The 24,551-nt window shown below is 71.0% G+C and carries 21 protein-coding genes; 9 read left to right on the top strand and 12 right to left on the bottom strand.

Annotation, left to right across the window (positions count from 1 at the left end; translation table 11 throughout):
* Positions 1 to 64: 64 nt before the first annotated feature.
* Positions 65 to 613, top strand: coding sequence for a hypothetical protein (locus tag JNX00_RS11350; protein WP_204742334.1), 549 nt, complete (start codon positions 65 to 67; stop codon positions 611 to 613).
* 10 nt (positions 614 to 623) lie between these two features.
* Here the strand turns inward: JNX00_RS11350 and JNX00_RS11345 are convergent, their stop codons facing one another.
* Both JNX00_RS11345 and JNX00_RS11340 read right to left on the bottom strand, forming a co-directional pair.
* Positions 624 to 1,370 (bottom strand): heparan-alpha-glucosaminide N-acetyltransferase, encoded by a 747-nt coding sequence (locus JNX00_RS11345; protein ID WP_204742333.1) that lies wholly within the window; start codon positions 1,368 to 1,370, stop codon positions 624 to 626.
* Positions 1,367 to 2,119, bottom strand: coding sequence for an alpha/beta hydrolase (locus JNX00_RS11340; protein WP_204742332.1), 753 nt, complete (start codon positions 2,117 to 2,119; stop codon positions 1,367 to 1,369). The genes JNX00_RS11345 and JNX00_RS11340 overlap by 4 nt, the downstream gene beginning before the upstream one ends.
* Before the next feature lie 47 nt (positions 2,120 to 2,166).
* Between JNX00_RS11340 and JNX00_RS11335 the strand changes: the two genes are divergently transcribed.
* The gene (locus tag JNX00_RS11335) at positions 2,167 to 4,140 is read left to right on the top strand and encodes a U32 family peptidase (RefSeq protein ID WP_204742331.1); all 1,974 of its coding nucleotides are present in this window, start codon (positions 2,167 to 2,169) and stop codon (positions 4,138 to 4,140) included.
* Between the two features lie 212 nt (positions 4,141 to 4,352).
* On the top strand, positions 4,353 to 4,871 hold the full coding sequence (locus tag JNX00_RS11330) for a hypothetical protein (protein WP_204742330.1): 519 nt from the start codon (positions 4,353 to 4,355) through the stop codon (positions 4,869 to 4,871).
* Positions 4,872 to 5,019: 148 nt separating this feature from the next.
* Here JNX00_RS11330 and JNX00_RS11325 read toward each other — a convergent pair whose 3' ends face one another.
* The 4 genes from JNX00_RS11325 to purL form a co-directional block, all read right to left on the bottom strand.
* A complete protein-coding gene (locus JNX00_RS11325) occupies positions 5,020 to 5,556 on the bottom strand; it encodes a hemerythrin domain-containing protein (RefSeq protein ID WP_070398575.1) in 537 nt (178 codons plus the stop codon).
* Between the two features lie 85 nt (positions 5,557 to 5,641).
* On the bottom strand, positions 5,642 to 6,562 hold the full coding sequence (locus JNX00_RS11320) for a DUF808 domain-containing protein (RefSeq protein ID WP_204742329.1): 921 nt from the start codon (positions 6,560 to 6,562) through the stop codon (positions 5,642 to 5,644).
* A 15-nt stretch (positions 6,563 to 6,577) separates the two neighbouring features.
* Complete coding sequence (locus JNX00_RS11315; RefSeq protein WP_083293067.1) at positions 6,578 to 7,402, bottom strand: phytanoyl-CoA dioxygenase family protein; 825 nt, start codon at positions 7,400 to 7,402, stop codon at positions 6,578 to 6,580.
* A gap of 99 nt (positions 7,403 to 7,501) precedes the next feature.
* A complete protein-coding gene (purL, locus tag JNX00_RS11310) occupies positions 7,502 to 11,512 on the bottom strand; it encodes a phosphoribosylformylglycinamidine synthase (protein WP_204742328.1) in 4,011 nt (1,336 codons plus the stop codon).
* Positions 11,513 to 11,747: 235 nt separating this feature from the next.
* On the opposite strand from purL, the gene map reads away from it, so the two are divergent.
* On the top strand, positions 11,748 to 12,581 hold the full coding sequence (gene map / locus JNX00_RS11305) for a type I methionyl aminopeptidase (protein WP_204742327.1): 834 nt from the start codon (positions 11,748 to 11,750) through the stop codon (positions 12,579 to 12,581).
* A 12-nt stretch (positions 12,582 to 12,593) separates the two neighbouring features.
* Complete coding sequence (locus JNX00_RS11300) at positions 12,594 to 15,224, top strand: [protein-PII] uridylyltransferase (RefSeq protein WP_204742326.1); 2,631 nt, start codon at positions 12,594 to 12,596, stop codon at positions 15,222 to 15,224.
* 23 nt (positions 15,225 to 15,247) lie between these two features.
* Here the strand turns inward: JNX00_RS11300 and selD are convergent, their stop codons facing one another.
* The gene (gene selD / locus JNX00_RS11295) at positions 15,248 to 16,321 is read right to left on the bottom strand and encodes a selenide, water dikinase SelD (protein WP_204742325.1); all 1,074 of its coding nucleotides are present in this window, start codon (positions 16,319 to 16,321) and stop codon (positions 15,248 to 15,250) included.
* Positions 16,318 to 17,346 (bottom strand): selenoneine biosynthesis selenosugar synthase SenB, encoded by a 1,029-nt coding sequence (gene senB, locus JNX00_RS11290; RefSeq protein WP_204742324.1) that lies wholly within the window; start codon positions 17,344 to 17,346, stop codon positions 16,318 to 16,320. The genes selD and senB overlap by 4 nt, the downstream gene beginning before the upstream one ends.
* Positions 17,347 to 17,359: 13 nt before the next feature.
* On the opposite strand from senB, the gene senA reads away from it, so the two are divergent.
* The 4 genes from senA to phnE all read left to right on the top strand — a co-directional run bounded on the left by senA (position 17,360) and on the right by phnE (position 21,173).
* On the top strand, positions 17,360 to 18,547 hold the full coding sequence (senA, locus tag JNX00_RS11285) for a selenoneine synthase SenA (RefSeq protein WP_239478123.1): 1,188 nt from the start codon (positions 17,360 to 17,362) through the stop codon (positions 18,545 to 18,547).
* A 72-nt stretch (positions 18,548 to 18,619) separates the two neighbouring features.
* Positions 18,620 to 19,453, top strand: a complete 834-nt coding sequence (locus JNX00_RS11280) for an ATP-binding cassette domain-containing protein (protein ID WP_204742322.1) — start codon at positions 18,620 to 18,622, stop codon at positions 19,451 to 19,453.
* An 8-nt stretch (positions 19,454 to 19,461) separates the two neighbouring features.
* Entirely contained in the window at positions 19,462 to 20,301 is an 840-nt protein-coding gene (locus tag JNX00_RS11275; protein ID WP_204742321.1) for an ABC transporter permease, read from the top strand.
* Positions 20,302 to 20,396: 95 nt separating this feature from the next.
* Complete coding sequence (phnE, locus tag JNX00_RS11270; RefSeq protein WP_204745049.1) at positions 20,397 to 21,173, top strand: phosphonate ABC transporter, permease protein PhnE; 777 nt, start codon at positions 20,397 to 20,399, stop codon at positions 21,171 to 21,173.
* Positions 21,174 to 21,178: 5 nt separating this feature from the next.
* Here the strand turns inward: phnE and JNX00_RS11265 are convergent, their stop codons facing one another.
* Genes JNX00_RS11265 through JNX00_RS11250 form a run of 4 tightly spaced genes read right to left on the bottom strand, consistent with a single transcriptional unit; the run spans position 21,179 to position 24,551 of the window.
* Positions 21,179 to 22,372, bottom strand: coding sequence for an FAD-dependent oxidoreductase (locus JNX00_RS11265; RefSeq protein ID WP_204742320.1), 1,194 nt, complete (start codon positions 22,370 to 22,372; stop codon positions 21,179 to 21,181).
* Positions 22,369 to 22,686 carry a non-heme iron oxygenase ferredoxin subunit gene (locus tag JNX00_RS11260; protein ID WP_204742319.1) on the bottom strand — a complete coding sequence of 106 codons (318 nt, stop codon included), beginning with the start codon at positions 22,684 to 22,686 and terminating at the stop codon, positions 22,369 to 22,371. Before JNX00_RS11260 ends, JNX00_RS11265 begins: the two co-directional genes overlap by 4 nt.
* Positions 22,687 to 22,699: 13 nt before the next feature.
* Positions 22,700 to 23,200: an aromatic-ring-hydroxylating dioxygenase subunit beta gene (locus tag JNX00_RS11255; protein WP_204742318.1), complete on the bottom strand. Its 501-nt coding sequence runs from the start codon at positions 23,198 to 23,200 to the stop codon at positions 22,700 to 22,702.
* Entirely contained in the window at positions 23,193 to 24,551 is a 1,359-nt protein-coding gene (locus tag JNX00_RS11250) for an aromatic ring-hydroxylating dioxygenase subunit alpha (RefSeq protein WP_204742317.1), read from the bottom strand. The genes JNX00_RS11255 and JNX00_RS11250 overlap by 8 nt, the downstream gene beginning before the upstream one ends.

The raw sequence follows: 24,551 nt of genomic DNA, 5'->3' as shown, positions 1-24,551 counted from the left end.
CGGAACTGGAGCGCCCTGGCCCCCACTGAATCGGCGTTCCCACTCTGTTTACCCCGGATTCAGCATGAGACCTCAAACCACCAAGTCCCACCCATCCTCTGGCACGAAGTCCTATTGGCGAGCCAACAGCCAAGCGCTTCAGAAACAAGACCAGGCGCGACAAGCGCTCAAGAACGCCCAGTTGGCGGCCAGCCAGCGCATCGTTTGGCAGAGCAACGCCGGCCCCGCCCGGCAACCGTTCTTCGTCGCTGCAGCCAACGTGATGCAGGGCATCGGCGAGGTCATCACCCAGGGCAAGAAAGGCCATTCCCTTGTTGAGGGCAACAACGCGCATGGCACAGAACGTTTCGCGGCCAAGGGCTTTTCTCTCACCCGTCTGCTCTTCAAGAACCACAAGGCGGAAAAGGCGGCCGGCGCCCGGCAGCTGAATCTGGCTTGCCGGGCCCTGATGGCGCACCCCAACGCCGGGATCCGGGAAGCCGCCAGCGAATTGCTGGGGTACATCCACCTGAAGGAAACCAACATCACCCGCGAATTGAGGGAGGCGGTGAAGGCGCTGAACGATGCGGTGCAGGCAGCGTGCCGCGCCAATACATTCCTGCCCTCTCAGTGAGCGCAGCGCCTCAGCCCGGTCCGACCATCACCGCCAGCCCCACCAGCCCCATCAGCGCGGGCTGGTGCAGCAGGTAGTAGCTCAGGCTCCAGCGGCCCCAGCGCGCCATGAAGCGGCCCAGCGCGCCGCCCTGCCCCGAACCGCCCAGCCACTGCGGGCGGTTCGCCCCCACCCAGCGCCCGGCGGCCAGGCCCCACCACACCACGCCCATCCACGGCAGCAGGGGCACGTAGTCCTCGGTGAAGGGCTTGCGGCTGATGAAGCCCAGTGCGTTCCAGCCGCGCAGGTTGAGCACCTCCAGCGCGGGCCATTGCGCCATGGCGGCAGGCGCCAGCCAGGGCAGCACGATCGCCAGCGCGCCCAGCGGCCACAGCCAGCGCCCCCAGCCGCCGGTGAGCCGCGCCACCACCACCATCGCCGCGATGCCGTGCAGCACGCCGAAGTAGATGAAGCTCTTGGGGAACATGAACCACGAGCCCAGCGTGACCAGCAGCGCCGCGCCCGCCACCTGCGCCCAGCGGCGCCAGAAGCGCGGCCAGCCCTGGCCCTGTTGCAGCGCCACCGCCTGCGACAGGCCGGCCGTGAACAGGAACAGGCTCACGATGGCCGTGCGCTGCATGGTCCAGAACGGGTCGCTCAGGAAGGCCTGGTGGATCAGGCCGAAGTAATCGAGGTCGAAACAGAAGTGGTAGACCGTCATCCACAGCAGCGCCAGGGCGCGCAGCTGGTCGATGCGGTCGTACCGGGTGCCGCTCATGCCGAAGCGCCGCGCCAGAGCGCCAGCAGGTGCCCTGCCAGGGCCTGGGGCTCGCTCACCATGGGGTCGTGGCCGGTGGCCATTTCGATGAGCCGCCAGCCAGGCTCCTGCCGCACGCGCGCCCGCGACGGCGCGATGGTGGCCAGGGCCGGCGAGGTGCAGTCGATGAAGCAGCGCGGCACGCGGGCCCAGGCCTCGCCGTCGAATTCCAGCGGCTGCTGGTAGAGCCGAAACGGCTGCGGCGTCTGGCGGCGGTTGACCCAATCGCGGTCCGCGCCCTGCAGGCCGAACAGCGAGGCATCCGGCGGCGCAAAGTGCAGGCCGCCGCTGGGTTGGGCGGCGGCGGTGCGGGCGGCCTTCGTTTCTTCGCTGTGGTGGCTGCTCCAGCTGTCGCCGGGGTACGGCAGCGCGGCGTCCAGGTAGACCAACTGCGCCAGGCAGCCCGGGCGCTCGCGCAGCAGGCGGTCGGCCACGCCGGTGATGACCATGCCCGCGTAGCTGTGGCCCACCAGCACCACGCGGCCCAGTTCTTCGGCCTCGATCAGGCCCACCACGTCCTGGATGTGCGTGTGCAAGTCGATGGCCGGGCCCATGAGATGGGCCCGCTCGCCCAGGCCGGTGAGCGTAACGGCGTGCGCCTCGGCGCCGGCCGCGCGCAGCAGCGGCAGCACGCGGCGCCAGCACCAGGCGCCGTGCCAGGCGCCGTGCCAGGCGCCGTGGACCAGGACGATGGACGTGTGTGCGGACAAAGGCCTTCTCCGGGACAATACGCGGTTCCGCGATTCTGCCCGCCCCCATGCTGCCCCACCAGATCGAGCTGCTCTCCCCCGCCCGCACGGCCGACATCGGCATCGAGGCCGTCAACCACGGCGCCGACGCCGTCTACATCGGCGGCCCCTCGTTCGGCGCGCGCACCTCGGCCGACAACAGCGTGCAGGACATCGCCCGCCTGGCCAAGCACGCGCACCGCTTCGGCAGCCGCATCTACGTCACGGTCAACACCATCCTGCGCGACGACGAGCTGGAGCCCGCGCGAAAGCTCATCCACCAGCTCTACGACGCGGGCGCCGACGCGCTCATCGTCCAGGACATGGGCCTGCTGGAAATCGACCTGCCGCCCATCCAGTTGCACGCCAGCACGCAGACCGACATCCGCACGGTGGACAAGGCCGTGTTCCTGCAGAACGCGGGCCTGTCCAAGCTGGTGCTGGCGCGCGAACTCACGCTGCCGCAGATCCGCGCCATCTATGAGGCCCTGGACGAGCAGCGCTGCCTCGTCGAGTTCTTCATCCACGGCGCGCTGTGCGTGGCCTACAGCGGGCAGTGCTACGTGAGCCACGCCCACACCGGCCGCAGCGCCAACCGCGGCGACTGCTCGCAGGCCTGCCGCCTGCCCTACGAGGTGAAGGACAGCCAGGGCCGCATCGTGGCGCACGACAAGCACGTGCTCTCGATGAAGGACAACAACCAGAGCGGCAACCTGCGCGCCCTCATCGAGGCCGGCGCGCGCAGCTTCAAGATCGAGGGCCGCTACAAGGACCTGGGCTACGTCAAGAACATCACCGCGCACTACCGCCGGCTGTTCGACGAGATCCTGGAAGAGCGCCCCGAGCTGGGCCGCGCCTCCTCGGGCCGCTGCCACTTCAGCTTCACGCCCGACCCCGACCAGAACTTCAACCGCGAATTCACCGACTACTTCGTCAATGGCCGCCAGGACGACATCGGCGCCTTCGACACGCCCAAGAACCCGGGCCGCCCCATCGGCTTCGTCACGCAGCTGGGCCCGAACTGGGTCGAGCTGCAGTGCGACGACGAGGCCACGGTCATCCACAACGGCGACGGCCTGTGCTACCTGGACCTGCACCGCGAACTCGTGGGCCTGCAGATCAACCGCGCCGAGCCCGCTGGCGCGCCGGGCCGCTTCCGCGTCTTCCCCAAGGACGCCCTGGAAGGCCTGCGCCACCTCAAGCGTGGCACGGTGGTGAACCGCAACCGCGACATGGACTGGGTGCGCGCGCTGGACAAGAAGTCCGCCGAGCGCCGCATCGGCGTCTGGATGGCCCTTTCCCGCACGGCCGAGGGCCTGCGCCTGGACCTCACCGACGAAGACGGCCACGCCGCCCACGCCGAGCTGGCCTGCGCGCTGGAGCCCGCGCGCGACGCCGCGCAGGCGCACGACAAGCTGCGCGAGGCCCTGGGCCGGCTGGGTGACACGCTGTTCGCGCCCATCGACATCTCGCTCGCCTTCAGCGAGCCCTGGTTCGTGCCGGCCTCGCTGCTGAACCCGCTGCGCCGCGAGGCCGTGGCTGCGCTGGAAGCCGCGCGCGCCAAGGCCTTTCGGCGGCTGCCGCGCGGCCAGGCGGTGGAGCCGCCCGCGCCCTACCCCGAGGACACGCTGACCTACCTGGCCAACGTGTTCAACCACCGGGCGCGCGCCTTCTACGAAAAGCACGGCGTGAAGGTGATCGCCAGCGCCTATGAGTCGCACGAGGAGACCGGCGAGGTCAGCCTCATGATCACCAAGCACTGCGTGCGCTTCTCGCTCAGCCTGTGCCCCAAGCAGGCCAAGGGCGTCACCGGCGTGCAGGGCACGGTGCGCGCCGAGCCGCTGACCATCACCCACAACGATGAGAAGCTCACCCTGCGCTTCGACTGCAAGCCCTGCGAGATGCATGTGGTGGGCCGCATCAAGCCCTCGGTGATGAAGGCCGCGGCGGCCAGTCCGCTCACCTTCCACCGCACGCGGCCGACGGCGAGCGGGGCCCACTGAGGGCTCGACGGCAGATTTCACGCGCCAAGCCGCTGCCACGGTACTCCCTGGCCTCATGGCTGATCCTGGAACCAGGGGTACCCCGCTCTTACAGAAGGCGGGATTGTCGTTGCACCGCCCCACTTCTCATGAAATCCACCAGCAGAACACACCACACTCCCGCGAGCCACATAAGCACAAGCTCCACAAGCTCTTCTTTGGCTGCTTTGGTCGTGAAGATCAAGCAAGCTCGGCAGCAAGCGGCCCAGCAGTTGCCGGCCACTTTTGAGGGCGAGTCGCTCACCCTCATCTACGACCGCCACAAGGGCTCCCGCCAAGACGCGAAAGAGCAGGCGCTCAGAGGTGCGGCCATAGTGATAGAAAGCCTCTACGGCGTCCTCTATAACAGTCATGCGAACAAGGCCATCGTCATGGGCTTCAACTCAGAGGGACGGCTGCGTGTGGCGGTGAAGGGCTTTTTTCATAGCAACCCCTTCTCTTATAAACAAGAACAAAAACGCGGTGCCGGGCAACTGAACATTGCTTGCAGGATCCTGAAGAAGTGGCATGGGGATTCCCGGGTTCGAGAAGCGGCCAGCAACTTACAGGCGTACATCCATCTGAAGAGAACGACCAACATCCCTGCTTTGCGAGCCGCGATGAACGAACTGAATGAGGCGCTCAAGGCGTCGGCCCACGCAAGGGAAGGGGGCGTCCGCCCATGCAATGAAGTGGAAATGACCGCTGACTGAGGGCCGCGCGGCTCTCAGCCAGCCTTGGGCGCGCCGCGCAGGCGCTTGACCGCTTCCATCCTGCCTACCACCACGCAGGCCCACGGCGCACAAAGCTCGCACTGAGGGCGAGCCGCCGCCGACCTGGATTCCGCAGGCTCAGGCCGGCTCAGACGTAGGGCACCGGTTGCGGCGCGTGCCGCAGGTGCAGCGACAGGCCCAGCGCCGCCATGTGGTTGCCGTTGCGCCCGAGGATGGCCTCGGCCAGTGGCAGGAACTCCGACTCTTCCAGCCGCGCGTGCGCGGTGTAGTCCGCCACCAGCCGGCGCACGTCGCCGACATCGAGCTCGCTGTCCTGCCCGCGCGCCACGCGCTTGAGCTCTCGCTCCAGCGAGCGCCACAGCGCCTCCAACTGTCGGTGCTGGGTGGTCAGGTGCTCCACCAGGCGTTGTGCGCGCTCGCGTTCGGGCCCCGGCTCGGCGCTCGCCAGCACGGCGGGAAAGAGCTCGCGCTCCTCGTCGAGGTGGTGCTCGAAGATGGCTTCGCGAAAGAAGGCAAGCGACTCCTCGGCAATGCGCCGGGCCTGCATCGCGGGCTCCAGCAGCGCGGGCAACCCATCGAGCGCGTGCAGCCGGCGCACGATGCCCGCGTGGCATTGCGTGAAGTTGGTCAGGGGCGCTTGATCGGGGGTGGCGGTGCTGTTCATGGCAGGACTCCTGCGGAATCGGTGGGCCAATCCAGTCTATGCCGCGCCCGCCGCGGCGCCTTGACCCAGGTCAAGGCCACAAAGCTCAGCCGGCCGTGGACCGCGCGCCGCGCAGGCGCTGGATGCCTTCCACCACGGCCAGCACCACCGCGCCGGCCGCGATGCCCATCAGCGCGCCGGCCAGGCTGGGCACGAAGGCGCCGAACCAGCCCAGGCTCTCGGCCCAGGTGTCCACGCCGTGCGCCAGCAGCGGCAGGCCGTGCAGCAGGATGCCGCCGCCCACCAGGAACATGGCGGCCGTGCCCAGCACCGACAGCGACTTCATCAGCCAGGGCGCGAAGGCCAGGATGCCGCGGCCGATGGCCTGCTTCCAGGCCCGCGCCTGCCGGGTCAGGTGCAGGCCCAGGTCGTCGAGCTTCACGATGCCGGCCACCAGGCCGTACACGCCCGCGGTCATCACCAGGGCGATGCCCACCAGCACACCGATGCGCTGCCCCATGGTGGCGCTGGCCACCGTGCCCAGGCTGATGACGATGATCTCGGCCGAGAGGATGAAGTCGGTGCGGATGGCCCCCTTGATCTTCGCCTTTTCGTAGGCCACGAGGTCCACGGCCTGGTCGGCCGCGGCCTTCACCAGCGCCTCGCGGCCCTTCGTGTCCTCGGCTTTGTGCGCGCCCAGCGCGTGGGCCAGCTTCTCCACGCCCTCGAAGCACAGGAACAGGCCGCCGAGCATGAGCAGCGGCGTGATGAGCGCGGGCACGAAGGCGCTGATGAGCAGCGCCGCCGGCACCAGGATGGCCTTGTTCAGCAGCGAGCCTTTGGCCACCGCCCACACCACGGGCAGCTCGCGGTCGGCCTTTACGCCGGTGACCTGCTGGGCGTTGAGCGCGAGGTCGTCGCCCAGCACGCCCGCCGTCTTCTTGGCCGCGACCTTGGTCATGACCGACACGTCGTCGAGCAGCGTGGCGATGTCGTCGATGAGGGCGAGCAGGCTGGTTCCGGCCATGGGGGCTCCGCGGGTTTAGGTGGGCGTTGGGGGCCAGACCACGGGAAACAGGGGATCGTCCATGGCCGCGCCGGGGGACAGGCGGGCGTCCAGCCCGGGGAACGGGGGCGAGGTGCGCCAGCGGCGCGGCGCGTGCACGCTGTCGTCGCCCAGGTAGCGGGCCGAGAACACGCGGCGGCGCGCGCCCGGGCCGGTGCCGCTGGAGGCGTGCAGCGCGAGCATGTGGAAGGCCACGCAGTCGCCTGGCTCCAGGGCCCAGGCCAGCTGGGGGTAGCGCTGCGGCTCCTGCTCCACCGGCGGCAGCTCGGCCAGCGTGCCCTCGGGAAACCACTTGGCCTGCTGGTCGCGGAAGGTGCGCGGCATGTACCAGGTGCCGTGGTGCGAGCCGGCCACGAAGCGCAGCGTGCTCGCCAGCGGCACCGGGTCCACCGGGATCCAGAAGCTCACGTTCTGCGCGCCGTCCACGTTGTAGTAGGGCTGGTCCTGGTGCCAGGGCGTGGGCTGGCGCGTGCCGGCTTCCTTGACCAGCAGGTGGTCGTGGTACAGCCGCACCTGGCGGCTGCCCATGAGCTGGGCCGACAGGTGCGGCAGCGCGGAGTGGCGCAGCACGTCCGCGTAGGCCGGGTTGTGGGTCCAGGTGCAGAAGTCCTCGACGAAGCGGCCCGGGTCGTCGGGTTCGCTGGCCACCAGGGCCAGCGGGCTCAGGTGCGCCAGGTTGTGCTCGATGCCCTCCTCCAGGCGCCGCAGCTCCGCCGGGGTGAAGACGCCGCGCAGCACCACGGCGCCGTCGCGCGCGTAGGCCTCAATGGTGGGCAGGTCAAGCGTGTGGGTGCGGGCCATGTGCCGTGCCTTCATCGGGAACACCACAGAACCGGCTCCGCCGGGCTGCAGGTGTTGCCCCCCGGTGGGAGGCGCCGCAGGCGCTTCGGGGGGGCATGTTCAGCCCACCCATCGGCGCGCGTTGCGCCACATGCGCGTCCAGCCGCTGGGGGCGGACACGTCCTGGTCGGTCCAGCTCATGAGCGCGTTGCGGAAGACACGCTCGGGGTGCGGCATGAGCGCGGTGAAACGGCCATCGGCGGTGGTGACGGCCGTGAGGCCGGCCGGGCTGCCGTTGGGGTTGTAGGGGTAGCGCTCGGTGGCCTGGCCCTGGCTGTCGACGAAGCGCATGGCGGCGATGGCCTGGGCCGGGTCGCCCCGGTGGCGGAAGTTGGCGTAGCCCTCGCCGTGCGCCACGGCGATGGGCAGGCGCGTGCCGGCCATGCCCTGGAAGAACAGGCTGGGCGAATCGAGCACCTCCACCTGCGACAGGCGCGCCTCGAAACGCTCGCTGCGGTTGGTGGTGAAGCGCGGCCAGGCCTGGGCCCCGGGAATGATGTCGGCCAGCTCGGCGAACATCTGGCAGCCGTTGCACACGCCCAGGCCGAAGGTATCGGCTCGCGCGAAGAAGGCCTGGAACTGATCGGCCAGGCGCGGGTTGAAGGTGATGGAGCGCGCCCAGCCGATGCCCGCGCCCAGCGTGTCGCCGTAGCTGAAACCGCCACAGGCCACCACACCGCGCACGTCCTTCAGATCGGCGCGACCGGCCTGCAGGTCGGTCATGTGCACGTCCAATGCCTCGAAGCCGGCCTGGGTGAAGCACCAGGCCATCTCCACGTGCGAGTTGACGCCCTGCTCGCGCAGGATCGCCACCCGGGGGCGCGAGAGGTTCAGGAAGGGCGCGGCCACGTTCTCGTTGGGGTCGAAGGTGAGGTGCGTGTGCAGGCCGGTGTCGGCCGGGTCGCCGGCCGCCGCGTGCTCGGCGTCGGCGCACTCGGGGTTGTCGCGCCGCTGGTTGATCTTCCAGCTCACGCTGTCCCAGACCTGCTGCAGGTCGTACAGACGGGCGCTGAACACCGCCTTGGTGTCGCGCCAGACCTGCAGCTCGCCCTTGCCAGCGTCCATCGCCGACGAGGCCGGACGGGTCTTGCCGATGAAGTGGCTGTGTTTGGACAGGCCGTGCTCGCGCAGCACCTGCATCACCTCGTTGCGCTGCTCGGTGCGCACCTGCAGCACCACGCCCAGCTCTTCGTTGAACAGGGCCCGCAGCGTGAGCTCTTCGCGCCGCGCGCCCACCTGCTGGGCCCAGTTCTTGGCGTCGCCGGTCTCGGCGCGGCTGTCGCTGATGCCGTCGCCCTCGGTGATCAGCTGGTCGATGTTGAGCGCCACGCCCACCCGTCCAGCGAAGGCCATCTCGGCCACGGTGGCCAGCAGGCCGCCGTCGCTGCGGTCGTGGTAGGCCAGCACCCGGCCCTGCGCGCGCAGGGTGTTCACCGCGTTCACCAGGTTCTTCAGGTCCTGCGGGCTGTCGAGGTCGGGCACCTCGCCGCCGGGGTGACCCAGGGTCTGGGCCAGGACGCTGCCGCCCAGGCGGTGGCGGCCCTTGCCGAGGTCGATCAGCACCAGGGTGGTGTCGTCGATGTCGCGGTTCAGCTGGGGCGTGAAGGTGCCGCGCACGTCGGCCAGCGAGGCGAAGGCGCTGACGATCAGGCTCACCGGCGCGGTGACCTTCTTCGTCTGCCCATCGGACTGCCACTGGGTGCGCATGGACAGGCTGTCCTTGCCCACGGGAATGGACACGTCCAGCGCGGGACACAGCTCCATGCCCACGGCCTTCACGGTCTCGTACAGGGCGGCGTCCTCGCCGGGTTCGCCGCAGGCCGCCATCCAGTTGGCGCTGAGCTTCACGCGCGGCAGCTCGATGGGCGCGGCCAGCAGGTTGGTGATGGCCTCGGCCACGGCCATGCGGCCCGAGGCGGCGCCGTTGGTGGCGGCCAGCGGCGTGCGCTCGCCCATGGCCATGGCCTCGCCCGCGAAGCCGGCGTGGTCGGCCAGGGTCACGGCGCAATCGGCCACGGGCAACTGCCAGGGGCCCACCATCTGGTCGCGGTGGCTGAAGGCACCCACCGTGCGGTCGCCGATGGTGATGAGAAAGCGCTTGGAGGCCACCGTGGGGTGGCTCAGCACGTCGATCACGCTCTTCTGCAGGTCAACGCCGGTGAGGTCGATGGCCGGCGAGTGGCGCGCCACGGTCGTCACGTCGCGGTGCATCTTGGGCGGCTTGCCGAGCAGCACGTCCATGGGCATGTCCACAGGGCTGTCCTGGCCTTCGTCGACCAGCTGCAACTGGCGTTCCTCGGTGGCCACGCCGACCACCGCGAAGGGGCAGCGCTCGCGCTCGCAGAAGGCCTGGAACTGCGGCAGCGATTCGGGCGCGATCGCCAGCACGTAGCGCTCCTGGCTCTCGTTGCTCCAGATCTCCTTGGGCGCCAGACCGCTTTCTTCCAACGGCACGGCGCGCAGGTCGAAGCGCGCGCCACGGCCGGCGTCGTGGGTGATTTCGGGGAAGGCGTTGGACAGGCCGCCCGCGCCCACGTCGTGGATGGCGAGGATGGGGTTCTTCTCGCCCTGCGCCCAGCAGTGGTTGATGACCTCTTGCGCGCGGCGCTCGATCTCGGGGTTGCCGCGCTGCACGGAGTCGAAGTCGAGCGAGGCGGCGTTGGTGCCGGTGGCCATGGAGCTGGCCGCGCCGCCGCCCATGCCGATCTTCATGCCCGGCCCCCCGAGCTGGATGAGCAGCGTGCCGGCCGGGAACAGCACCTTCTGGGTGAGCGCGGCGTCGATGGTGCCGACGCCGCCGGCGATCATGATGGGCTTGTGGTAGCCGCGCTGAACGCCGTCGACGAGCTGCTCGTACTCGCGGAAGTAACCCAGCAGGTTGGGTCGGCCGAACTCGTTGTTGAAGGCCGCGCCACCCAGCGGGCCCTCGGTCATGATCTGCAGCGGGCTGGCGATGTGCTCGGGCTTGCCGCCCGGCTGGTCGCTCAGGCCGCCCCAGAGTTTGCCGACCGTGAAGCCCGTGAGGCCGGCCTTGGGCTTGGCGCCGCGGCCGGTGGCGCCCTCGTCGCGGATCTCGCCGCCGGCGCCAGTGGAGGCGCCGGGGAAGGGTGAAATGGCCGTGGGGTGGTTGTGGGTCTCCACCTTCATGAGCACGTGCTGGGTGATGGGCTCGGCGCGGTAGGCCGGCGCCTGGCCGCCGTCGTAGCGCGCCACGAAGCGCTGCACCGCGTGGCCTTCCATCACCGAGGCGTTGTCGGCGTAGGCGATCACCGTGTGCTGCGGGCTGCGCTGGTGGGTGTGGCGGATCATGCCGAACAGGCTCTTGTCCTGCGCCACGCCGTCGATGGTGAACTGGGCGTTGAATATCTTGTGGCGGCAGTGCTCGCTGTTGGCCTGCGCGAACATCATCAACTCCACGTCGGTGGGGTTGCGGCCCAGACCCTGGAAGGCCTCGATGAGGTAGTGAATCTCGTCCTCGGCCAGGGCCAGGCCCCAGTCGGCGTTGGCGCGCTCCAGCGCCGCCCGGCCACCGCCCAGCACGTCCACGCGCTCCATGGGCGCGGCCTGCAGCTCGGTGAACAGGGCGTGGGCCTCCTCGCGCGTGGCCACCACGGCCTCCGTCATGCGGTCGTGCAACAGGCTGGCCACGGCCCAGGTCTGCTCCGGCGTGAGGCTGGGCTTGCCGCCAAGCAGGCCGGGCTTGAGCGCCAGGCGGTACTCGACGAGGCGCTCCACCCGGTGCACCACCAGGCCGCAGTTGCGGGCGATGTCGGTGGCCTTGGAGGCCCAGGGCGAGACGGTGCCCAGGCGGGGCATCACCAGCAGGGCCGGCGCGCCCTCGGTCTCGAGCGCCAGGTGGGCGGGCTGCGCGGGCTCGCCGTAGGTGAGCAGCTCGCCCAGGCGTTGCTCGGTGGCGGCGTCGGGCGCGGCGTCGAAGGCCGCCAGGTGCACGAAACGGGCGCTGAGGCCGACGATCCGGTCGTGGATGGCTTGAAGGCGGGGGAGGAGCTGCTGGACTTTGAAGTCGCTGATGGCGTGCCCGCCATCAAAAGTGCGCAGGTGCAGGGACATGAAATGGAATCACCCCCGCCGCGCTGCGCGCGCCCCCCTCCAGGGGGCGGCACCTGCGGCCCGGCAAAGCCGGTTCCGTGGTGCCTCTTGGTTCGACCCCGGCAAGCGGTGCGGGTCGCGCGAAGCGAAGTGGTTGGCTAAGGCGTTGGGAAGCCTCGAATTCTACCCGCCGCCCCCATGGCGATTGGCCCGGCGGGGCGTGTGCGGGCGGGGTCCGGTGGGATAATCGCGCCCCATGAGCATCACCTACAAGGACGCCGCCGGCATCGAGGGCATGCGCACCGCCTGCCGCCTCGCCTCCGAAGTGCTGGACTACCTCACGCCGCTGATCCAGCCCGGCATGACCACGCTCGAGATCGACCGCCTGGCGGCCGACTACATGAAGCAGCAGGGCACCCGCTCGGCCACCATCGGCTACCAGCCCAGCGGCTACCCGCCCTACCCCGGCCACCTGTGCACCTCCATCAACCAGGTGGTCTGCCACGGCATCCCGAACGAAAAGCCGCTCAAGAAGGGCGACATCCTCAACGTGGATGTCACCGTCATCACGCCCGAGGGCTGGTACGGCGACAACAGCCGCATGTTCCTGATCGGCGGCGAGGCCGCCTGCTCCCTCCAGGCCCGCCGCCTGTGCCAGGTGACCTTCGAGGCCATGTGGAAGGGCATCGTGCTGGTGCGCCCGGGCGCGCGCCTGGGCGACATTGGCCACGCCATCCAGACCTACGCCGAAGGCAACGGCTTCAGCGTGGTGCGCGAGTTCTGCGGCCACGGCATCGGCCAGCGCTTCCACGAAGAACCCCAGGTGCTGCACTACGGCCGCCCGGGCACGCTGGAAGAGCTCAAGCCCGGCATGACCTTCACCATCGAGCCCATGATCAACGCCGGCCGGCGCGAGATCAAGGAACTGGGCGATGGCTGGACCATCGTCACGCGCGACCGCTCGCTCTCGGCCCAGTGGGAACACACCGTGCTGGTCACCGAGACCGGCTACGAGGTGCTCACCTGGTCGGCCGGCAACATCGCGCCGCCGGCCTTCGTGAACCCGGCCCCGGCCAGCGTCGCGGCCTGAAGGGGCGTCCCGGTGGACGACCTGGCCAGCCTGCGCCAGCAGTACCGCGAGCACAAGCAGGCGGTGTTCGCCGCCCTGCTGCAGACCGGGGCCTCCACCCGCGGCGTGCGCCGGGCCCTGCACCAGCTCGCCCGCCTGACCGACCAGACCCTGCGCACCCTGTGGCAGCGCGCCGGCTTCGGCCCGCGCTTCGCCCTGGTGGCCGTGGGCGGCTATGGGCGCGGCGAGCTGTTCCCGCATTCCGACGTCGACGTGCTGGTGCTGCTGCCCGAGGGCTGCGAGCCCGACGCCGACGACGCCCTCAAGGCCCGCATCGAAGGCTTCATCGGTGCCTGCTGGGACCTCGGCCTGGAGATCGGCTCCAGCGTGCGCACCGTCGACGAGTGCGCCACCGAAGCCGAGAAGGACGTGACCGTCCAGACCTCGCTGCTCGAGTGCCGGCTCATCGCCGGTCACCAGGAGGGCTTCCGGCGCCTGGTGGCCCGCCTGGGCGAGGCCATGGACCCCAAGGCCTTCTTCGTGGCCAAGACGCTGGAGATGCGACAGCGCCACCACAAGTTCGAGAACACGCCCTACGCGCTGGAGCCCAACTGCAAGGAATCGCCCGGCGGCCTGCGCGACCTGCAGATGATCCTCTGGGTGGCGAAAGCCGCCGGCCTGGGCCGCAGCTGGGACGAACTCGCCCGCCGCGGCCTGGCCACGCCGCTGGAGGCGCGCCAGATCAAGGCCAATGAGGCCCTGCTGAGCCTGATCCGCGCGCGCCTGCACCTGCTCGCCCACCGCCGCGAGGACCGCCTGGTCTTCGACCTGCAGACCGCCGTGGCCGAGACCTTCGGCTTCAAGCCCCAGCTGCCCGCGCCCGGCGAGACCAACCCGCGCGGCACGCGCCGCGCCAGCGAGGCGCTGATGAAGCGCTACTACTGGGCGGCCAAGGCGGTGGCGCAGCTCAACCAGATCCTGCTGCTCAACATCGAGGAGCGCCTGGGCGACACCGAGCCTGGCGTGATGCGCCTGCGCCCCATCAACGAGCGCTTCTTCGACAAGGCCGGCATGCTGGAGGTGGCCAGCGACAACCTCTACTTCCAGCAGCCGAACGCCATCCTCGAGACCTTCCACATCTACCAGACCACGGTCGGCATCAAGGGCCTGTCGGCGCGCACCCTGCGCGCGCTGTACAACGCGCGCCCCGTGATGAACGCGAAGTTCCGCGCCGACCCGGCCAATCGCGCCCTGTTCCTGCGCATCCTGATGGAGCCGCAGGGCATCACGCACGCCATGCGGCTGATGAACCAGACCTCGGTGCTGGGCCGCTACCTCTGGGTGTTCCGCCACATCGTGGGGCAGATGCAGCACGACCTGTTCCACGTCTACACCGTGGACCAGCACATCCTGATGGTGCTGCGCAACATGCGCCGCTTCTTCATCCCTGAGCACTCGCACGAGTACCCCTTCTGCTCGCAGCTCGCGGCCGGCTGGGACAAGCCCTGGCTGCTCTACATCGCCGCCCTCTTCCACGACATCGCCAAGGGCCGCGGCGGCGACCACTCCGAGCTCGGCGCGCGCGACGTGCGCAGCTTCTGCCGCCAGCACGGCATCCCGCGCGAGGACACGCGCCTCATCGAATTCCTGGTGGCCGAGCACCTCACCATGAGCCGGCTGGCGCAGAAGGCCGACCTGTCCGACCCCGACGTCATCGCCGCCTTCGCGCAGCGCGTGGGCGACGAGCGCCGCCTCACGGCGCTGTACCTGCTCACCGTGGCCGACATCCGCGGCACCAGCCCCAAGGTGTGGAACGCCTGGAAGGGCAAGCTGCTGGAAGACCTGTACCGCTACACGCTGCGCGTGCTGGGCGGGCGCGCGCCCGACCCGGGCGCCGAGATCGAAGGCCGCAAGCGCGAGGCGCTGCAGATGCTCGCGCTGCACGCCCTGCCCCACAACGCGCACAAGGCCCTGTGGGACACGCTGGACGTGAGCTACTTCATGCGCCACCAGGCCGACGAGATCGCCTGGCACACGCGGGTGCTCACGCGCGAGCTCGCCAAGCCCGGGCGCGACCCGAGCCGCGCCATCGTACGCGCGCGCCTTTCACCGGCCGGCGAAGGCCTGCAGGTGCTGGTGTACGCGGCCGACCAGGCCGACCTGTTCGCGCGCATCTGCGGCTACTTCGACATGTCGCAGTTCAGCATCCTGGACGCGCGCGTGCACACCACCCTGACCGGCCACGCCCTGGACACCTTCCAGGTCATCGTGCCCGAGATGGCCGAGCACTACCGCGAACTGGTGGCCATGGTCGAGGCCCGGCTGCCGCAGGTCATCGACGAGCGCGGCCCGCTGCCGCCCCCCACCAAGGGCCGGCTGTCGCGGCGCGTGAAGAGCTTTCCGATCACGCCGCGCGTGGACCTGCGGCCCGACGAGAAGGCCCAGCGCTGGCTGCTGTCGGTGTCGGCCAGCGACCGCGCGGGCCTGCTCTACGGCATCTCGCGCGTGCTGGCGCGCCACGAGATCAGCGTGCAGCTGGCCAAGATCACCACCCTGGGCGAACGCGTGGAGGACACCTTCCTCATCAGCGGGCCCGAGCTGCAGGTGAACAAGCGGCAGATCCAGATCGAGACGGAGCTGCTGGAAACGCTCGAAGGCCATTGAGGGCGCCGGCCGCGCCCCCAGCCTCAATCCACCCGCAGGCGCGCGCCATCGCCGGTGGCGTCCAGCACCTCGCCGATCTCGGCCGCCTGCTCGAAGCCATGGCGGCGGAAGGTGGCCAGCACCTCGTCCACGCTGGCGGCCTCGCAGGCCACCAGCAGGCCGCCGCTGGTCTGGGGGTCGCTCAGCAAGGCCTGATCGACCAACTGCAGGCCCGCGCCCAGGCGCACCTCGTGCCCATAGGCCGCCCAGTTGCGGCCCGAGGCGCCCGTCACCATGCCGGCGCCCGCCAGCTCGCGCACGCCGGGGATCAGCGGCACGCGCGACCAGTCCAGGCGCACGGTCTTGTTCGCGCCGCGCGCCATCTCCATCGCGTGGCCCGCGAGGCCGAAGCCGGTCACGTCGGTCAGGGCGTGCACGCCGGGCAGCTTGGCCAGGTCGGGGCCTGGCGTGTTCAGGCGGGTGGTGGTGTCGATCATGGCGGCATAGCCGGCCGGATCGAGCCGCTCCTTCTTGAGCGCGGCCGACAGCACACCCACGCCCAGCGGCTTGCCCAGCACCAGGCGGTCGCCAGCCTGGGCGTCGGCGTTGCGCTTGACCCGCGCCGGGTGCACCAGGCCCATGGCCACCAGGCCGTAGATGGGCTCCACCGAATCGATGGTGTGGCCGCCCGCGATGGGAATGCCAGCGGCGCGACACACGTCCTGCCCGCCTTGCAGGATGCGGCCGATGGTCTCGGTGCTCAGCACACTGATGGGCATGCCCACCAGCGCCAGCGCCATGATGGGCGTGCCGCCCATGGCGTAGACGTCGCTGATGGCGTTGGTGGCCGCGATGCGCCCGAACTCGTAGGGGTCGTCCACGATGGGCATGAAGAAGTCGGTGGTGGCGATCAGCGCCTGCTCGTCGTTGAGGCGGTAGACGGCCGCGTCGTCGGCGGTTTCGATGCCCACCAGCAACTCCTTGGGCATGGGCATGCCGGTGCTGCCCTTGAGGATGTCGCTGAGCACGCCGGGGGCGATCTTGCAGCCGCAGCCGCCGCCATGCGACAGGCTGGTGAGGCGGGGTTGGGCGGCGGCGGTGGGGATGGGGGCGTTCACGAAGGGGTCTCCGGTTCGGTGGCCGGCGCGGGCTCGCGCGGGCGGACGTCGTTCAACAGGGCCAGCAGCGCCTGGCGTTCGGCCTCGGGCTCGAACAGCGGCGCGCGTGCGGCGCATTGTGCGGCCAGGCGCGCGAGCCTGCCATCGGGCGCGGCCATGTCCGCACGGCATCCGCGCAGCAGGGCCGCCAGGGCGGGCGCATCGCCCACCGGAAAGTAGCCGCCATAGGCCTCGCCGAGCATGCCGAGGTTGCCTTCGATGCGCGAGGCCAGCACCGGCGTGCCGCCGCGCACCGCCTCCAGCACGGCGTGCGCGCCGCCCTCCAGTCGGCTGGCGTGCACCAGCACGTGCGCGCGCTGCAGGCGGCGCAGCACCTCGGCGTGCGGCAGCGGGCCCAGCCAGCGGTAGTGCGGGCAGGCCGCGGCGGTGGCCCGCGCGGCCGCGCCGAGCGCGGGGTCCAGGGCCTCGCCGATGTGGTCGATGCGGATGCCTTCGCCCGGGGCGATCAGCCGCGCCGCCTCGAACAGCGTCTGCGGCGATTTCTCGTCGCGCAGGTGGCCCACCATCAGCGCGCGCAGGAAGCGGCGGGGCTTGGGCAGGGGCGCGCGCGCGGGCCCGGACTGAAACACCACCCGGCAGCGCTCGCGCAGCGGCGGCGGCAGCGCCAGCGGCCCGCGCTCCTGCAGCACCACCAGGCGGTGCGCGAGTGCCAGCGAGCGGCGGGCGTCGGCGTCGCCCTGGATGTCGCGGTACAGGTCGGTGCCCGTCAGCACCACCACCAGGGGCGCGAGCGGATGCGCCCTTGCCCAGGCCGCGATGGACGCCGCCGAGCGCCGCGCGTGCAGCGCGATCAGCACCGCCGGCGTCTCGTGCAGCGTGGCCTCGGGCCATTCGCGCACGACCACCACCCGATAATGCCCCGCCAGCAGGCGCGCCCAGCGCCGCGCGGTCTGCCAATTGCCGTTGTTCGCGTCGGCCAGCGCCGGCGTGACAAGGCACAACAGGGGTTTGTGGATGGTGGCCATCGAACAAGGGATTGTGTCGGAGCCCGGCGACGCCCCCGGCGCGGCGGCCGAGCAGGCCCGCCGGGGCGGTCGGGAAACGCTGGCCGCCCTGCTGCGCCGCACGCGCGCGCGCACCCTGCGCCTGGCCCAGGCCTACGAGGCCGCGCTGGGCCCCGGCCTGCGCGTGCCGCGGTCGCCCGAACTCAACCCGCCGCTGTGGGAGCTGGGCCACCTCGGCTGGTTCGCCGACCGCTGGATCGCGCGCCAGCCCGCACCGCAACGCGAGCGCGGCGCGCGCGCCGACCCCACGGCGCCGCTGGCCCCGGCGCGCCAGGCCATGCGCGGCCTCGACGCCGACGCGCTCTACGACAGCAGCGCGGTGCCGCACGACACCCGATGGTCGCTGCCCCTGCCCGACCTGGCCGCTACCCGCGCCGACCTGCGGGCCAGCCTGGACGACACCCTGGCCCTGCTGGCGCACGCGCCCGAAACCGACGACGGCCTGTACGCCTTTCGCCTGGCCCTCTTCCACGAGGACATGCACGGCGAGGCCTGGGTGTACATGGCCCAGGTGCTGGACATCGACCCGGGCGAGACCGCGCCGCCGCTGGCCGCGTGCGAAGGCACGCTGCGTCTGCCGGCCGGTCCCTGGACCCTGGGCTGGCGCGGCCCGGGTTTCGCCTTCGACAACGAGTTGCCAGGCCAGGCGGTCGAGCTCGCCGCCGTCGACATCGATGCGGCCCCAGTGAACTGGGCGCGCTACCTGCCCGCCGTCGAGGCCGGCGCCGTGCCCGTGCCGCGTTTCCTCCAACGCGAGGCCGGCGGCTGGTGGCAGCGCGCCCAGGGCCGCTGGCGGGCCCTGGACCCGCGGGCCCCGGTCTGCCACGTCAGCGCCACCGAAGCACAGGCCTGGTGCGCCTGGGCCGGCCGGCGCCTGCCCAGCGAAGCCGAGTGGGAGCGCGCGGCGCTCAGCACGCCCGGCTTCGCCTGGGGCCAGGTCTGGGAGTGGACCGCCAGCGCCTTCGCCCCGCACCCGGGCTTCGAGCCGCACCCCTACCGCGACTACTCCCAGCCCTGGTTCGACGGCCGGCCCGTGCTCAAGGGCGCCAGCTGGGCCACCGCGCCGCAAATGCGCCACCCACGCTACCGCAATTTCTTCGGCGCGCCGCGCACCGACATCCTGGCGGGCTTTCGCAGCGTGGCGCTGCCGGCCCCGCGCTGAACACCGCCCCCGCGGCCGGGTGGGGCGTTCGCGGTCTAATCCGGGCTTCGCCCCGCACCGGAGCCAGTCGTCTTGCAGATCGCCCTCGAACAGCTCAGCGCGCGCCACCCCGCCGCGCGCGCCGCCCAGCCCGCCGCCGTGCAGGGCCTGAGCCTGCGCGTGGCCGCGGGCGAACAACTCGCGGTGATCGGTCCGTCGGGCGCTGGCAAGACCACGCTGCTGCAGCTCATGGCCTGCGCCATGCCGCCCAGCGAAGGGGCCCTGCGGCTCGATGGCGCCGATCCCTGGTCGCTGCCACGCGCCGAGCTGCGCCGCCTGCGCGGGCGCCTCCTGCTCGCGCCGCAGGTCCCGCCGCTGCCGCCGCGCCAGCGCGTGGTCACGGCCGTGCTGGCGGGCCGGCTGCCCGCCATGGGCCTGTGGGCCAGCCTGCGTTCGCTGCTGCACCCGTCCGACATCCCCGCCGCCTTCGCCGCGCTGGAGCGCTTCGACCTTGGCGACAAGCTCTTCGAGCGCGTGGACCGCCTCTCCGGCGGCGAGCGCCAGCGCGTGGGCCTGGCGCGCACCCTGCTGGCGCCGGCCACGGCCTGGCTGGTGGACGAACCGCTCTCGGCCCTCGACCCGACGCGCGCGCGCCAGGCCATCCACACCCTCGTCGAGGGCGCGCGCGAGCGCCGCGCCACGCTGGTGGCCACCCTGCACCAGGTGGACGTGGCGCTGGCGCATTTCCCGCGCATCGTGGGCCTGCGCGACGGCCGCCTGGCCTTCGACCTGCCCGCGGCCGAGGTCACGCGCGAGCGCCTGGCGGGCCTGTACGACCGGTTCGAGCACGAGCTGCAAGGCGGCGCGCCCGCGAACCCATCGCCCGAGCCCGAGGCGGCCGTGCCACCCGTGTTGATGTGCCGCTGAAGCCTGCGATGAACACCGCCACGGCGCCCCGCGCCGCCCCCACCCGCGACCCGGCCTGGCTGACCCGGGTGTTCTGGATCGGCGCCGCGCTGGTGCTGCTGTGGCCGCTGGGCGTGGCCACCGAGTTCCGGCCCTGGGTGCTGTTCGAGCCCCGCAACCTGCGGGTCTCGGCGCAGTTCCTCGGCAGCTTTCTGCCGCCCACACTGGACGGCGACTTCCTCGCGCTGGTGGCGCGCGAGACCTGGCGCACCGTGGCCATCGCCACCGCCGGCATGGCGCTGGCCCTGTTGATCGCCGCGCCGCTCACGCTCGCCGCCACCCGCGTGCTCTCGCTGTCCGCCCTGTCGGGGCGCATGGCGCGCGGGCCCTGGGTGGTGCGCCAGGCGGTGCGCTGGCTGCTGATCGTGCTGCGCAGCGTCCCCGAGCTGGTCTGGGCCCTGGTCTTCGTGCGCGTGGTGGGCCTGGGGCCCACCGCCGGCGTGCTGGCCATCGCCCTCACCTACGGCGGCATGCTCGGCAAGGTCTACGGCGAGATCCTGGAAAGCGGCGAAGCCCACGCCACGCAGACCCTGCTGCGCAACGGCGCCTCGCGCCTGCAGGCCTTCTGCTACGGCCTGCTGCCCACCAACGCGGCCGAGCTCACCAGCTACACCGTCTACCGCTGGGAATGCGCCATCCGATCCTCGGTGGTGCTGGGCTTCGTGGGCGCGGGCGGCCTGGGACAGCAGCTCGACAACGCCATGAAGATGTTCAACGGCGGCGAGGTGGCCACCATGCTGCTGGTCTTCATGCTGCTGGTGGGGCTGGCCGACCGCGTGAGCGCGGGACTGCGAAAGGCACTGGGTTGAAACACCCCCGCCGCGCTTCGCGCGACCCCCTCAAGGGGGCGGCACCTGGGGCCCGGCAAAGCCGGCTCCCCGGCGCCCCTGGGTCGTCCGCGCTCCTGGGCTGGCACAGCAAGGCCCTGTGGTTTTTGCTGGCGCTGGCGGCGCTGGTCGTCGCCAGCTTCTGGTCGCTCGACCTGCAGTGGCGCGAATTCCTGTCGCTGGACGCGGCGCGCAGCATGGGCCGTTTCCTCGGCGAGTTCTTCCCGCCCGACACCTCACCCGAGTTCCTGCGCCGCGTGGTCCAGGGCACCTGGGAAACGCTGGCCATGTCGGCCCTGGGCACGGGCCTGGCGGCGGTGGCGGGCCTGGCGCTCGCGCTGCCGGCCAGCCGGCGCGGGGACGGTGGCGCGTCCTGGGCTCGCGGCCCAACGCGGTTGCTGCTCAACGCCCTGCGCAGCATCCCCGAGCTGGTGTGGGCCGCGCTGCTGCTCATCAGCGCGGGCCTGGGGCCCTTCGCCGGCACCCTGGCCCTGACCTTCCACACGGCCGGCGTGCTGGGCCGTCTGTTCGCCGAAGCGATCGAAAACGCCCCGCCCGGCCCGGCCGCCGCGCTGCGCGTGCAGGGCGTGGGCGGCGCGCGGGTCTTCTCCTACGCCACGCTGCCGCAGGTGCTGCCGCAGCTGCTGAGCTACACGCTCTACCGCTGGGAGAACAACATCCGCGCCGCCGCCGTGCTGGGCGTGGTGGGCGCGGGCGGCCTGGGCCAGATGCTGGCCTTTCACATGGGCCTGTTCCACATGGGCAAGACGGCCACCATCCTGGGCGCGATGCTGCTGATGGTGGCGCTGGTGGACGCGGCCAGCCATGGGGCGCGGCGGTGGATGACGCGCTGAACCCCTCAGGGGTTTGACGCCTGGACCGGCGCGGCCTCGGAGATGGGTGCGTCCGCCGCGAGCCAGGCCGCAACGCTGCGCTCCCAGCGAAACCGCTCACCGACCGCCTCGCCCCCCAGCGCGAAGCCCCGGACCTGATCGTTGGCATCCTTGCACCAGGCGCGGTGGCCGCTGCCCTCCCCGGCCTTCTCCCAGCGGAACGGCGAGCCGTCGACCACCGGCGCGACCACCACGGGAAACGAGGGCGTCTTCGCCACCACCGGCATGCAGGGAAAGACCACGTCGGTGGGATCGCCCGCGAGCGTGCGCGCCAGCGCTTTGGCCGAGCGCATCAGTGGCATCACGAACGGCAGCAGCAGCCCGTCGATCTGCGCGCAGTCCCCCAAGGCGTACACCCGCTCGGCGGAGGTTTTCAAGCGGCGGTCCACCACGATGCCCTTGTCCGTCAAAAGGCCCGCCTGCCGGGCCAGTTCAACGCGGGGCCGCACCCCCGCCGCGCCCAGCACGACATCGGCGACCGTGCTGTCGCCCCTCGATGTGAACAGCCGCCAGGCAGCGCCCTGCGCCTGGGCGTGCGTGACCGGGGCCCCGAAGTGGCAGACGATTCCCCGCGCTTGCAGGGCGGCGCGCAAGCCCTCCCCGATTTCCCGGGGCACCAAGCGCGACAGAGGGTGCTCGGCCAGGTCGAACAGGCACACCTGGTGACCGGCGCGAGACAGGTCGTCGGCGATTTCGCAACCGATGAGACCGGCGCCCAGGACCGCGATCCGGCGCGCGCCGCCCAGGCGAGCCCACAACGCCCGGTAGTCGTCGAGGTCGTTGAGGCGCAGCAGCGCATCAGGCGCCAGGCCCGCCACGGGCGGCACCACCGCGTCCGCGCCCAGCGCGAGCACCAGTTGGTCGTAGCGATGCCATTCGCCGTCGATGCACAGGCGCTGCCCGGCCGTGTCCAGCGATTCGACCGTGGCCTGCTGCAGGATGCGGACCTGCAGTTGAGCGGCCATCTGTTCGGCCGAGCGCTGCACGAGTTGCTCGGGCGCCAGCCCGGCCGACACGGCATTGGACAGCGCCGGCTTCGAATAGAAGTCGCCGGCATCGCGCGTGACCAGGGTGATCGCCACCTCGGGCCGCAACTTGCGCAGCTCGCGCGCGAGCGTGTGGCCGGCCAGCCCCGTGCCCACCACCCAGACACCGCTCATGGCGCGGCCTCCTGCGTGTGCAGCCACAGCACGCCGTCCTCAACGCTCAGGGCAAAGGTGCGCACGTCTTGCGTGCAGGGCACGCCCACGGCGCGGCCCGTCACCACATCGAACCGCCCCTGGTGCAGCGGACACTCGATCTCGCTGCCGCACAGGAATCCGTCCGACAGCAGGCCGTTGCCGTGCGTGCACTGGTCGCTGGTCGCGCAGAGGCGGCCGTCGTCCAGATGAAAGACGGCCACCGGCTCGTCGTCGACCCATACCTGCGTGACCGTTCCGGGGGCAAAGCCGCCGACGGGCCCCAATTGCTTCATCACCATCGCCGCCTCACACGGAGTAGAAATCGAGCATGCCCGGGATGCGGTCGTTGACCAGAACGACGTGCTTGCGCCCGATGCGCCAGGCTTGGCCCGGGGCCTCCCGCACGAATCGGTGCTCGTAGCGCCCCACGAAGGCGTGCGACTCGCCGCGCCGAAGGTCGTAGACCGTGCTGGTGAACACCGATGTCGCGCGCAACAGCGTGTCGCTGGCTTCCTCCACCAGGACGTTGGAGACCGCGTGCACGGTGCGCGGCAGGGGCGTGCCGGCCGGCGAACGGCCGCCGCGCACCCGATCCACCCGATCCCGCAAGGCCTGCACCCCAGCGCAGTAGATCAAGGACACTTCGCGCTGCGGGTCCGCGGTGGTTTCATGGTCGGTGCGCCAGGCCGGCACCCAGAACACCGCCTCGCTGTGCAGGCCGTCCAGCCAATCGGTCCAGCGCTGCTCATCGAGCGCCAGCGCCTCCCGGTAGATCAGCCTTTGCGCTTCGGCCATGGCCTCATGCATGTTCGACCCCCTTGAGGATCAGCCGCTGCCATTCGCGGTAGCCCGCGTGAAAGCAGGTCTCGTCCGCGAGGTCGTAGCCGCCCTGCATGGCGCTCACGGGCGCGATGCCCAGTTCCCGCGCGCCTTGCCCGGGCGCCACCGCGCCCAGCCCCAGGCCACGCAGATAGCCCTGCTGGTCGCTCAGGCCGCGGGCACCATGGCCACGCTGACAGGCCTCGTACACGGCCACGTCGTCGGGTGTCGCCATGCCGCTGGGGTTGTAGAACTCCTCGTACTGGCGGATGCGTTTCTCGCGCGCCTGTGCCGGCTCGTTGCGGGGCGCCAGGCAATAGGACGTCACCTCGGTGCGGTCCACCGCCAGCGGCCGCAGCACCCGCATCTGCAGGGACGCGTTCTCCACGATCTGCAGGTTCGGGTAGATCACCAGGTTGCGCACGCGCAGCATCCAGTCGGCCACCTCCCGGCCCACCCGCTGCACGAGGGGTTCATACCCCGCGTACAGCGGCCGCTCCGCGGCATTGGGGTTGTCACCCCAGTACGCCACGTGGCCGTGCGCGAAGGACATGCTGCCGCGCTGGGCCTGCCGCTGCGCCCCCAGGTTTTCGTAGATCGACTGTGCCGCCCCAGATTGGCCCGCGCCGTCTTGCTGCCGGCGGCGGCCACGCTGCTGCAGAACCTGCAGATACGACGGATGGGTCGATGTGAAGTGGTACAGGTCCAGGGCGTTCTCCACCTGCATCTTCCAGTTGCCCTGGTAGGTGTAGACCACCTCGCCGGGAACGATCTCGACGCCCTCCTCGCTTTGGTCCACCACGAGGTCCAGGAACCGCCGCGCATCACCGAGGTGGTCGAGCAGGTCCGGTACGTCCGGCCGCAGACTGGCGAACAGGAACCCGCGGTAGTTGCCAAAGCGCGCGACCGGCACCAGGTTGTGATCGAGGCAGTCAAACGCCGCCGGGTAGCCGCCGGAGGACCGGTCCTTGATGTCGATGCACTTGCCGCCCGAGTCGTAGACCCAGCCGTGGTAGGGGCAGGCGTGGAATTTTCGATTGCCCTGCCGGGTCTGGAACAGCGCCGCCCCCCGATGGCGGCAGCTGTTGATCACGCAGTGCAGTTGCCCATCGCCGGCCCGGGTCACCACGACGGGCGTTCGGCCCACCCAGGTCGTCAGGAAGTCGTGCGCCCGGGGCACCTGGGACTCCAGGCCGACAAAGACCCAGGTGCCCTCGAAGATGTGCTCCAGCTCCAGCTGAAAGATGGCCGGGTCACGGAAGACGTCCCGGTGCACATCGAACCACCCCTCGTCTGCACGATCGCCGATCAGGGCAGCGATGCGGTCTTGGAGATCCAT

This window comes from Hydrogenophaga sp. YM1 (assembly GCF_016903055.1).
GTDB lineage: Bacteria > Pseudomonadota > Gammaproteobacteria > Burkholderiales > Burkholderiaceae_C > Hydrogenophaga > Hydrogenophaga borbori.
Note: the sequence above shows the minus strand (reverse complement) of the source record. Positions and strands in the feature narration are given on the sequence as shown.

Bases quoted from the DNA above. Each gene is read 5' to 3' on its own strand.
- JNX00_RS11350 (WP_204742334.1), top strand. From the start codon at position 65: ATGAGACCTCAAACCACCAAGTCCCACCCATCCTCTGGCACGAAGTCC.
- JNX00_RS11345 (WP_204742333.1), bottom strand. From the start codon at position 1,370: ATGAGCGGCACCCGGTACGACCGCATCGACCAGCTGCGCGCCCTGGCG.
- JNX00_RS11335 (WP_204742331.1), top strand. From the start codon at position 2,167: ATGCTGCCCCACCAGATCGAGCTGCTCTCCCCCGCCCGCACGGCCGAC.
- JNX00_RS11325 (WP_070398575.1), bottom strand. From the start codon at position 5,556: ATGAACAGCACCGCCACCCCCGATCAAGCGCCCCTGACCAACTTCACG.
- JNX00_RS11320 (WP_204742329.1), bottom strand. From the start codon at position 6,562: ATGGCCGGAACCAGCCTGCTCGCCCTCATCGACGACATCGCCACGCTG.
- JNX00_RS11315 (WP_083293067.1), bottom strand. From the start codon at position 7,402: ATGGCCCGCACCCACACGCTTGACCTGCCCACCATTGAGGCCTACGCG.
- purL (WP_204742328.1), bottom strand. From the start codon at position 11,512: ATGTCCCTGCACCTGCGCACTTTTGATGGCGGGCACGCCATCAGCGAC.
- map (WP_204742327.1), top strand. From the start codon at position 11,748: ATGAGCATCACCTACAAGGACGCCGCCGGCATCGAGGGCATGCGCACC.
- senB (WP_204742324.1), bottom strand. From the start codon at position 17,346: ATGGCCACCATCCACAAACCCCTGTTGTGCCTTGTCACGCCGGCGCTG.
- JNX00_RS11275 (WP_204742321.1), top strand. From the start codon at position 19,462: ATGAACACCGCCACGGCGCCCCGCGCCGCCCCCACCCGCGACCCGGCC.
- JNX00_RS11265 (WP_204742320.1), bottom strand. From the start codon at position 22,372: ATGAGCGGTGTCTGGGTGGTGGGCACGGGGCTGGCCGGCCACACGCTC.
- JNX00_RS11260 (WP_204742319.1), bottom strand. From the start codon at position 22,686: ATGAAGCAATTGGGGCCCGTCGGCGGCTTTGCCCCCGGAACGGTCACG.
- JNX00_RS11255 (WP_204742318.1), bottom strand. From the start codon at position 23,200: ATGCATGAGGCCATGGCCGAAGCGCAAAGGCTGATCTACCGGGAGGCG.
- JNX00_RS11250 (WP_204742317.1), bottom strand. From the start codon at position 24,551: ATGGATCTCCAAGACCGCATCGCTGCCCTGATCGGCGATCGTGCAGAC.